This window comes from Pseudoalteromonas sp. HM-SA03 (genome assembly GCF_002289345.1).
Classification (GTDB): domain Bacteria; phylum Pseudomonadota; class Gammaproteobacteria; order Enterobacterales; family Alteromonadaceae; genus Pseudoalteromonas.
On the sequence record NZ_NSDG01000075.1, the window covers coordinates 31,384 to 40,314 of the forward strand.

7 protein-coding genes are annotated in these 8,931 nt (G+C 42.2%); 2 read left to right on the plus strand and 5 right to left on the minus strand.

The genetic code is table 11. The features are described 5' to 3' along the window. Window positions 1-480 precede the first annotated feature (480 nt). The gene (gene galU / locus CKO50_RS14525; protein WP_095728729.1) at window positions 481-1,377 is read left to right on the plus strand and encodes a UTP--glucose-1-phosphate uridylyltransferase GalU; all 897 of its coding nucleotides are present in this window, start codon (window positions 481-483) and stop codon (window positions 1,375-1,377) included. Between the two features lie 716 nt (window positions 1,378-2,093). On the opposite strand, the gene CKO50_RS14530 is transcribed toward galU, so the two are convergent. After that, window positions 2,094-2,540, minus strand: coding sequence for a transposase (locus tag CKO50_RS14530; protein ID WP_095728730.1), 447 nt, complete (start codon window positions 2,538-2,540; stop codon window positions 2,094-2,096). 92 nt (window positions 2,541-2,632) lie between these two features. Further along, window positions 2,633-3,028 carry a VOC family protein gene (locus CKO50_RS14535; RefSeq protein ID WP_095728731.1) on the minus strand — a complete coding sequence of 132 codons (396 nt, stop codon included), beginning with the start codon at window positions 3,026-3,028 and terminating at the stop codon, window positions 2,633-2,635. Window positions 3,029-3,053: 25 nt separating this feature from the next. Between CKO50_RS14535 and CKO50_RS14540 the strand changes: the two genes are divergently transcribed. After that, window positions 3,054-3,344, plus strand: a complete 291-nt coding sequence (locus CKO50_RS14540; RefSeq protein WP_095728732.1) for a ribbon-helix-helix domain-containing protein — start codon at window positions 3,054-3,056, stop codon at window positions 3,342-3,344. Between the two features lie 10 nt (window positions 3,345-3,354). Here CKO50_RS14540 and CKO50_RS14545 read toward each other — a convergent pair whose 3' ends face one another. The 3 genes from CKO50_RS14545 to CKO50_RS14555 all read right to left on the minus strand — a co-directional run bounded on the left by CKO50_RS14545 (window position 3,355) and on the right by CKO50_RS14555 (window position 8,432). Beyond that, complete coding sequence (locus tag CKO50_RS14545; protein ID WP_176474675.1) at window positions 3,355-4,032, minus strand: hypothetical protein; 678 nt, start codon at window positions 4,030-4,032, stop codon at window positions 3,355-3,357. Between the two features lie 696 nt (window positions 4,033-4,728). Further along, entirely contained in the window at window positions 4,729-6,345 is a 1,617-nt protein-coding gene (locus CKO50_RS14550) for a hypothetical protein (protein WP_095728734.1), read from the minus strand. Between the two features lie 500 nt (window positions 6,346-6,845). Then, complete coding sequence (locus CKO50_RS14555) at window positions 6,846-8,432, minus strand: hypothetical protein (protein WP_095728735.1); 1,587 nt, start codon at window positions 8,430-8,432, stop codon at window positions 6,846-6,848. Window positions 8,433-8,931 lie beyond the last annotated feature (499 nt).

The window sequence follows — 8,931 nt, forward strand, 5'->3', positions numbered from 1 at the left end:
TAAAGATCACCAAAAAAACAACCGTAATGCAAGCAAGCGCCGCTTTGATGAGATAGATATGCTACGTATTCACATTCAACCCACATTGCTACCTTAAAGTAGGTTTAATAAGAAATTGATTCTAATTTTATGTTTCACTTGATAGAGCTCCTAGTGTGCAAGACAAAATAGGTTTGCTTTCTTATGCACAGTAACTATCAATTGAGATATAGAAAAGCGTAGAAAGATCAAAGCTGTAATCTTCAAAATCAGTGCTCATTCAGCTCTTGTTGTTCATGATGCTTTCATTCGCTTAATAGCCTGAGCAAATAGCCATAAGCTCTAAGATAGTTAAGAAGCGAAGCAACGGCATAAAATGAAGTATTAGAGTATACTCCTAAATACTATTGAAGAAATTGCAACTTAATCTGGTTTGCAACTTTTGTATGACGCGTTACAATACGGGTGAAAATTGGAAACCAGTCAAAATATGGATTTTTTATGAAAGCAGTTATTCCTGTCGCGGGTCTTGGTACTCGCATGCTCCCAATGACTAAAGCTATCCCAAAAGAGATGCTGCCTTTGGTAGATAAGCCACTGATTCAATATATCGTCAAAGAATGTGTTGCTGCGGGTATTAAAGAAATTGTGTTAGTGACTCATTCATCAAAAAATGCAATTGAAAACCATTTTGATACCAGCTTTGAGTTGGAGGCAACGCTTGAAAAGCGTGTAAAGCGTAAACTTTTACAAGAAGTACGCTCAATTTGCCCTGAAGACGTTACGATTATGCATGTTCGTCAGGGTGAAGCCAAAGGTCTTGGCCATGCCGTTTTGTGCGCACAACCTATCGTTGGGGATAATGATTTTGTTGTTGTACTGCCCGATGTCATTTTAGATGAATATACAGCCGATCAGGGAAAAGAAAATTTAGCTGCAATGCTATCTCGTTTTAACCAAACAAAAGCCAGCCAAATCATGCTGGAGCCTGTGCCACAGCAGGATGTCTGCAAGTATGGTATTGCAGATATCAACGGTGTGTCGCTACGTCCAGGTGAAAGTAGTGCAATAAAGCATATGGTAGAAAAGCCAGCTATAGAAGATGCTCCTTCTAACCTAGCAGTTGTTGGTCGCTATGTGCTTTCTAAAAATATTTGGCCGCTGCTAAGAAAAACGCCAGTCGGTGCAGGTGGAGAAATCCAGTTAACCGATGCTATCGATATGCTGATGGAACAGGAAACCGTTGAGGCTTTTCATATGAGCGGTCGTTCGCACGATTGTGGCGACAAGCTTGGCTACCTTAAAGCCATTGTTGAATATGCTATTCGCGATGAGCAATTAGGTGAAGAGTTTTCACAATTTTTGAAACGCTTTCATCAATTAAGCCTAGCTTCTTAATTTGTCGCGGGATAAACCCGCTGCTACAGGTTTCTGCACATTCGTAGCAGCGACTTTAGGTCGCGACTGTTTTCGTGCCTTTAGGTCGCGAATCCTTTAACCATTTTATGTCGACATTACCAACCTTGGTCGCGGGGTAAACCCGCTGCTACAGGTTTTGCACATTCGTAGCAGCGACTTTAGGTCGCGAATCCTTTAACCATTTTATGTCGACATTACCAACCTTTGTCGCGGGATAAACCCGCTGCTACAGGTTTTGCACATTCGTAGCAGCGACTTTAGGTCGCGACTGTTTTCGTGCCTTTAGGTCGCGAATCCTTTAACCATTTTATGTCGACATTACCAACCTTGGTCGCGGGGTAAACCCGCTGCTACAGGTTTCTGCGCATTCGTAGCAGCGACTTTAGGTCGCGACTGTTTTCGTGCCTTTAGGTCGCGGTACCTTTAACCATTTGATGTCGACATTACCAACCTTGGTCGCGGGATAAACCCGCTGCTACAGGTTTCTGCACATTCGTAGCAGCGACTTTAGGTCGCGACTGTTTTCGTGCCTTTAGGTCGCGAATCCTTTAACCATTTTATATCGACATTACCAACCTTGGTCGCGGGATAAACCCGCTGCTACAGGTTTCTGCACATTCGTAGCAGCGACTTTAGGTCGCGACTGTTTTCGTGCCTTTAGGTCGCAACTGTTCTACTGCAATTACCTTAATAAATCATACCCAAATACAAAACCAATATGGATATTCTCCTACCCGCGTAACTAGGTGAGCCCTAATTGGATTCTGAATTATATACCTTGCTTGTTCTTTTAAGTCATCTTCACTTCGAATTAGATGTTCATAATAACCTTTTTGCCATAAGCCAAATACGCCGAAAGAACGCAAACTGGTTGCTATACGGCCTTTTATCGCTCGAATAGAATCTGGTAACTTTAAAGAACCATTTAATTGTATGATTAAGTGCAGATGATCTGGCATTAATACGAAAGCAATGACTTTAAAAAGTTGCGCCTGTTCACAAGCCATGATCGTCTTAGCGGCCTCAGCACAAATCGAAAAGGAGTTAAAGTACGACTTTCTATCTTTACACGTTAAGGTAATTGCGTAGAAATGATTTACGAGTGAGACCCGCTTATTCCTCAAGTTTTGACTTTTGTACATGCTATATCCTTATAGTCCGACATACTTAAAGAATAGAGTATGTTTGTCTAAGGGCAAGCTAATTAGATCTTTGTCGCGGGATAAACCCGCTGCTACCGATATACATCGCTTTTTTCAATTACTTCAATATCATAACCGTCTGGATCTTTAATAAAAAAGAACCTTGCTATTAATACACCTTGATTATAAAAATCTTTGATTTCTTTAGGGCAATAGCTATTCTTTTGAGCCTTGTTGTAGACAGCCTGCAGGCTATCCGTGGCGAAAGCCAAATGCCCATAGCCATTACCGATTGTATAATCTACCATGGTGTCATGATTCCAAGTCAACTCCAATTCAAACGAAGTTTCATCGTTGCCAAGGTAGATCAGAGAAAAATCATTAAAGTCGATGCGTCGCTTAACTGCCAACGCAAATACATCATGATAAAATTTAATTGAGCGATCAGCGTCTTTCACTCTGATCATTGAGTGGATCATTTTTGCCATTACTTTACTTACCTACGGAATTTATATGTGTGAACTCTACGCATCAACAGAGCCTCATCGTTACGAAGTAGTCAAACGTTCTATTCGCATTCAAGGAGCTGTTACTAGCCTCGCGTTAGAAAATGAAATATGGCAAGTATTAGAAACCATAGCTCAACGGGAAGAGCTGAGCCTCGCCGAGTTTGTTTCTTTACTTTACCAAGAAGTGATTGAACGTCATGGTGAGATTAAAAACTTGGCGTCTATGCTGCGTGTTACTTGCTTAACTTATCTTGCAAATACTAATGCGCTTGACGTAAGAAGTGGTAGTAACTGAGTACTACGTTTTAATGCCGCTCCAAAAAGCGCTGCCATGTGATATTGGGATTAATAACCCGGATGGGAGAAATAACCTGCTTGAGCAAATGAAAAGGTGGGCGCGTAACTTCATGTCCATCTTGCTTTAAACCCAATAGATATTGGAAGCTACCTTTAGTCCCGAGCTGAATAGCTGATATTCTGATTTGTTGCTCGAAGTTGAGTCGTAAACTGCTGATCGCCGTTTTCATTCCTTGCTGATCAACATTGGGTAAACCACATTTTTGTAGATACCCCTGTCTTTCCCCTTCTCCAGAAAACCATATTCTAACTTTCTCGCTATAACGACCAGTTTTTGCTGGTAAATCAAACATAAGACGTCGATGTCCTTGTTGTTTTACCAATGTAAGATATTGTTCCAATCCTGCTTGCCATAATGCAGGATGAATAGGCACCACTCGCGGTTGAATCTTGCCGTGGGTATTAAAGTGAAAGACATGAACGTGGTCTTCGCAGTAAACATCATCAAGTGTGAGTGAGCCAATTTCATCACTATACGCGCCAGTGTAATAACTCAGCAAAGGTAACCAAAAATGCCAATGTTTAGGCTGTTCACGCTTTAGTTTTTCATCTGAGTAGATATAACCGTTAAACAAGGTATGAAGCTCCATAGTGGAAAATGCTCTTCGGCCTAAATGAGATTTCATACTGCAGTCAACGTATTGAGTATACTAAAGATCTTAAGTTTAACGGTTTTTAGTCTATTTCGGAAGTTTGATAGTCACCTTCCCCGCCTAATCCACGGGTTTATCTGTCGACAGGAGCATCATGAGGTTACCTTCCCATAAATGTATAAAAAGAGTTGTGGCCTAAAGCCATAAAAGAGTCGCGACCTAAAGTCGCTGCTACGCCAAACTCGTAGCAGCGGGTTTACCCCGCGACAGAAAATCAATAACAACGACAAGCNTAATTAAAAAGACCGTGGCCTAAAGTCATAAAACAGTCGTGACCTAAAGCCATAAAACAGTCGCGACCTAAAGTCATAAAGCAGTCGTGACCTAAAGCCATAAAGCAGTCGTGACCTAAAGCCATAAAAGAGTCGCGACCTAAAGTCGCTGCTACGCCAAACTCGTAGCAGCGGGTTTACCCCGCGACAGAAACGACAAGCCTTCATAATTAAAAAGACCGTGACCTAAAGTCACAAAAAGAGTCGTGGCCTAAAGCCATAAAAGAGTCGCGACCTAAAGCCATAAAAGAGTCGCGACCTAAAGCCATAAAACAGTCGCGACCTAAAGTCGCTGCTACGAAAGAGAGGATGATTTTATGAATAAAAATATTTAAGATTTAGGCAAGAAAAAAGCCGCGTCTCCGCGGCTTAACTGATTGGACTAATCATTCTTTACTTAACTACCCGTTACAGTGTCACAAGCTACTGAAACATCGATGGTTTCATCTGTTCCATCAGGCGTAATAGACGTTGTAAATGGTGCTGAAATTCGAGGGTCTACACTAACGGCATATGACGCAACATCACCGTTTAGTGCTGACAGTACGAAAGTACCGTCACCATTGCTCGCTGCTGTGCGGAATGGCTTAGTCGTACTTGATCTATATTTTACAATCGCACCAGGGATAACTTCTGTTACTGTTGTATCGTTAGAACACACAGCTCTAACAGTTACATTTTCGTCAACGGTGGTTTGAACTGGATTTGCAAGCGTGATCGAAACAGGGCCGTTACATACCGGAACCTCAGCATTCGTTGATGAAGCATTCCCCCATACGTTACCTGCAGCATCACGGATAACTACACGCGCTGTTGCTGTTGAGCTAATGCCATAACGCGCTGACGTACTAGCTGAAACAACTGTTTTTGATGTACTGCCACCACGTAAATAACTTGATACACTTGCATCAGCAGAGGTCATACTCACATATAGACCTGAACTCGGCACAGTATCGCCAGTCACATTAACAGTAATACCTTGCGTACAGATTGGAACTGAGCGAGACAATGTAAAAAATGTAAGGTGGTCGGTTTTAAAAGACGCTTTGTAAGCCGTGCCTTCAGCGTTTAACGCACCAACAGTTGCTTTATTCGTTTCTGACTGCCATTCACCAGTATCTTCGTTATTTGAAGAAACATCAAACTGGTCTCCCGTTTGAATTGTTCTATCACCAGATGGTGCTAAGGTTGCGACAGGAAGTGAAACAGAAACATCGATCTCTTGGCTAAATTGCTTGATCTTAGTCCCGTTGTTATCTTGCATTACGATATTACTTACACCAACTGGCTTTTTAATGCTAGTTGTACTGCCAGCACTCAAACCAGCAGGCAAAACAGCTGAAATCTTGCTAGATGTAGGATCCGCGGAGCCAACAGTTAATGATACAGATGTACCTGTAACTGCATTGCCACTAGCATCTCTTAGTTGCACGCCTGCTGGAACTGTTACATCAGAACCAGCTTTACCTTTTGCGGCCGCAGCTGTAACAGGAGAGGCTGTTGTTGCGTTAGTCACACTTTCAGAAACGCTTGCTTCCACAACTTCGTCCCCGCCTTTTGACACAAGTGCCAATTCAGCTTCTAGCGTTGCTTCCGAGTCTTCGTTACTTAAGTCGATGTCAAAGCTTTTTGAAAAGTAGCCATCAGCAGCAACCACAGCAGTTACAATCCCGACATTCGCCCCCTCTTTTACAGTAAAGGTGTAGCTACCATCTTCTGTTGTAATCTGAGTAATTGCCTCACCATTGACGTTAACTAAATTTGAGGTTGGCTCTCCATCTTCAAAAAAGGTAATTGTCGCTGGCGCAACGATATCAACAGTATCAACATCAACTACGTTACCACTAACAGCAAATGCTAAAGCTGCTGGCGTTTCTGGTGCCACAACCACCGGATCTGTTGGCTCCGGTGGCGGAGTGATTACTACATTGTTATCATCATCGCTAAAACAGCCCGAAAGTGCTAAAGCTGAAGCTACAGATAAAGCGAGTAAAGATTTTTTGTTCGAAATCATGATTGGTCCTTGTTCCCTTTTTTGAAAGTGCCAAGCGGCACTAACGCGCGTTTTATTACATCGAAACTTAAATATAGAGAAAGTTCAAAGATTGTCCAGCTCGAAAACTAAATATTTTTCAAGATTTATAAAGTAAAGCTCTCGTTACAAAGTTATGTACTAGTTAACCTGAGCTGCGGATAATTAATGCCTTTCTAGCAGCTAGTTTTAGCGCTAACTGCGTTGAATTCACTTCCAATAGCCAGCTATTGGTGCGTAAATTCGCCTTGCCTACAGGATGTAGGTACCTTAGCGAGAGCAGGACGCGGAAGCGGTGTTTTCCCTAAAACTCTCTGGCTAGACAAGGAAAAAACTAAGTTGTGCTTTAGCAACAATGGGTTGGAACATTCCTTATCCAAACCTCAGGTTAGTTAACACTGATATAAAATTGCTCCACATCCAAAACGTAAAAAAGCCGCTAATTTAGCGGCTTTTTCAATTAGACTATGGCTTAAAAAAGTTTATGCACCAGTAGTCACTTCACAAGTAACAGGAACGTTACCTGATTCACCGTTACCATCTGCGGTAATTTCAAACGTTTGCGGTGATGCGCCCTCAACTCGTGGAACAACATTGATTGAGTAAGTTGCACCTTGTACTAGGTTAGCTAGAGCGAACTCACCGCCACCCGAACTAGTTGCAACAAGCGGAGCCTTATTTGTAAGAGCATAAGTCACGAATGCATTTGACATGTCGATAGTCTGTGCTGAGTCATTTGAGCAAGCAGCTGTCAAGGTAAACGTCTCTTCAACAGTTGGATTAGCGTTAGCTAGCGCAATATCGAACGAACCACAAAGAGATGCATTATTTGCAGAGCCCCAGACTGAACCGTTAGAATCCAAAATCTCTACATCTGCTTTACTATCGGCAGTGAAACCATACTGAGCAGCATTATCGCCACTAGCAATTTGTAATGAAGTAACGCCGCCCGAAACCGGAAGAGCAAAGCTAAGCATGCTAGAAGCAGCTCTTAAAAATAGACCTGAAGCCGGCACTGCTTCACCAGTAAAGTTCACAACTACATCAGACGTACAAGGCGTTGCTCTTACTACAGGCACAAAAGAAGATAAATGTTTGGTTTCTAGCGTAGCGTTGAACGTATCCGCATCAGCATTATATTCACCAATCGTAACTACACTGTCTTCTTCAGTCCAAACGCCAGTATCTTCGTTATATGAAGAGTACGGTAACGTGTCATTTGTTTTGATCTTCTCACCGTTCAACATCGTTGAAGCTGGGATTGATAAAGATACAGTAATGCTATCACCACCGAAGCTCTTAACCTTGTTTCCATCAGCATCAGCCATGATAACAGTAGCAATACCAGCAGGAACTGCAACAGTTTCGCCACCAGCGCCGTTTAATCCCTCAGGGATAATCGCGGCAGCAGTGTTAGAAGATGCGTCAGCACCAGCAACATTCAGTGAAATGCTACCAGATACAGGTTCACCTGCCGCATTTAATAACTGAGTACCTGCTTTAATATTAGCGCCAGCTGCTGCTTTACCGTCAGCTTTACCCGCAGTAATTGGCTCTGCAGTAGTACCACCTTCAACTAAAGCGGTTTTTACATCAGAAACAATACCACCAGCATTTAACGACAATAGTGGTAATTGAGTATTTACAGCTTTAACACCTTCAGAAGCATCTAAGCCCAATACGAAGCTCTTACTAAGGTAGTTATCAGCTGTAACAATAACGGTTACTTCAGAAATGTCAGCACCATCTTTTTTAGCAAAAACAACAGTACCATCTTCAGCAGTAACTTCTGTTAATACATCACCATTTACATCTACAATGTTTTGTGAAAGCTCACCATTTTCAAAAAACTTGATAGTTGCTGGAAGAACGTTAGTGCTTTCTTTATCAACCACACTTGCAGAGATAACAAGCGGAAGAGCAGCAGGAGCATCTGGCGCTACGACTACTGGATCAGTAGGCTCTGGTGGCGTAATAGTTACGTTGTTGTCATCATCGCTAAAACAGCCTGAAAGCGTTAGCGCAGACGCTACAGAGAGCGCAAGAAGAGATTTTTTATTTGCAATCATGATTAGTCCTTGTTTTCCTTCTGTTAACTTACGCCGATTGGGCGCGTTAACTCATAAAAAAAGCCATACTGCGAGAGAGCAATATAAGCTTAAGTTTTAAATCATTTAATAAGACAGACAGGGACTAAGTCGCTCCCTGACTAAAGCCAACTCAGTTATTCTACCAATCTAACGGAAAAACAACCATATAGTCGGAGTTAGCTGCCTTAATTTATCACAGAAAAGCGGTAGTTCCAACCGCCTGTAATAAGTTGAAAGTAGGATACCTTTAGAACACTAAATAGACAATGAATGAAGTCACATTTATAGCAAAAAGTTGCAATATAGTGCTTATTTATTAACAAGGTATATAAATTTAATAGTTAGAGTGAAATGGCTGTATGATTCCCGCAGGTTTTAGTAGCAGCGGGTTTATCCCGCGATAGGAAGCATCTCTCCCGTAGCAGCGGGTTTACCCCGCGACAGGAAACACCTCTCCCGTAGCAGCGGGTTTATCCCG

Bases quoted from the DNA above. Each gene is read 5' to 3' on its own strand.
- galU (WP_095728729.1), top strand. From the start codon at position 481: ATGAAAGCAGTTATTCCTGTCGCGGGTCTTGGTACTCGCATGCTCCCA.
- CKO50_RS14530 (WP_095728730.1), bottom strand. From the start codon at position 2,540: ATGTACAAAAGTCAAAACTTGAGGAATAAGCGGGTCTCACTCGTAAAT.
- CKO50_RS14535 (WP_095728731.1), bottom strand. From the start codon at position 3,028: ATGGCAAAAATGATCCACTCAATGATCAGAGTGAAAGACGCTGATCGC.
- CKO50_RS14540 (WP_095728732.1), top strand. From the start codon at position 3,054: ATGTGTGAACTCTACGCATCAACAGAGCCTCATCGTTACGAAGTAGTC.
- CKO50_RS14545 (WP_176474675.1), bottom strand. From the start codon at position 4,032: ATGAAATCTCATTTAGGCCGAAGAGCATTTTCCACTATGGAGCTTCAT.
- CKO50_RS14550 (WP_095728734.1), bottom strand. From the start codon at position 6,345: ATGATTTCGAACAAAAAATCTTTACTCGCTTTATCTGTAGCTTCAGCT.
- CKO50_RS14555 (WP_095728735.1), bottom strand. From the start codon at position 8,432: ATGATTGCAAATAAAAAATCTCTTCTTGCGCTCTCTGTAGCGTCTGCG.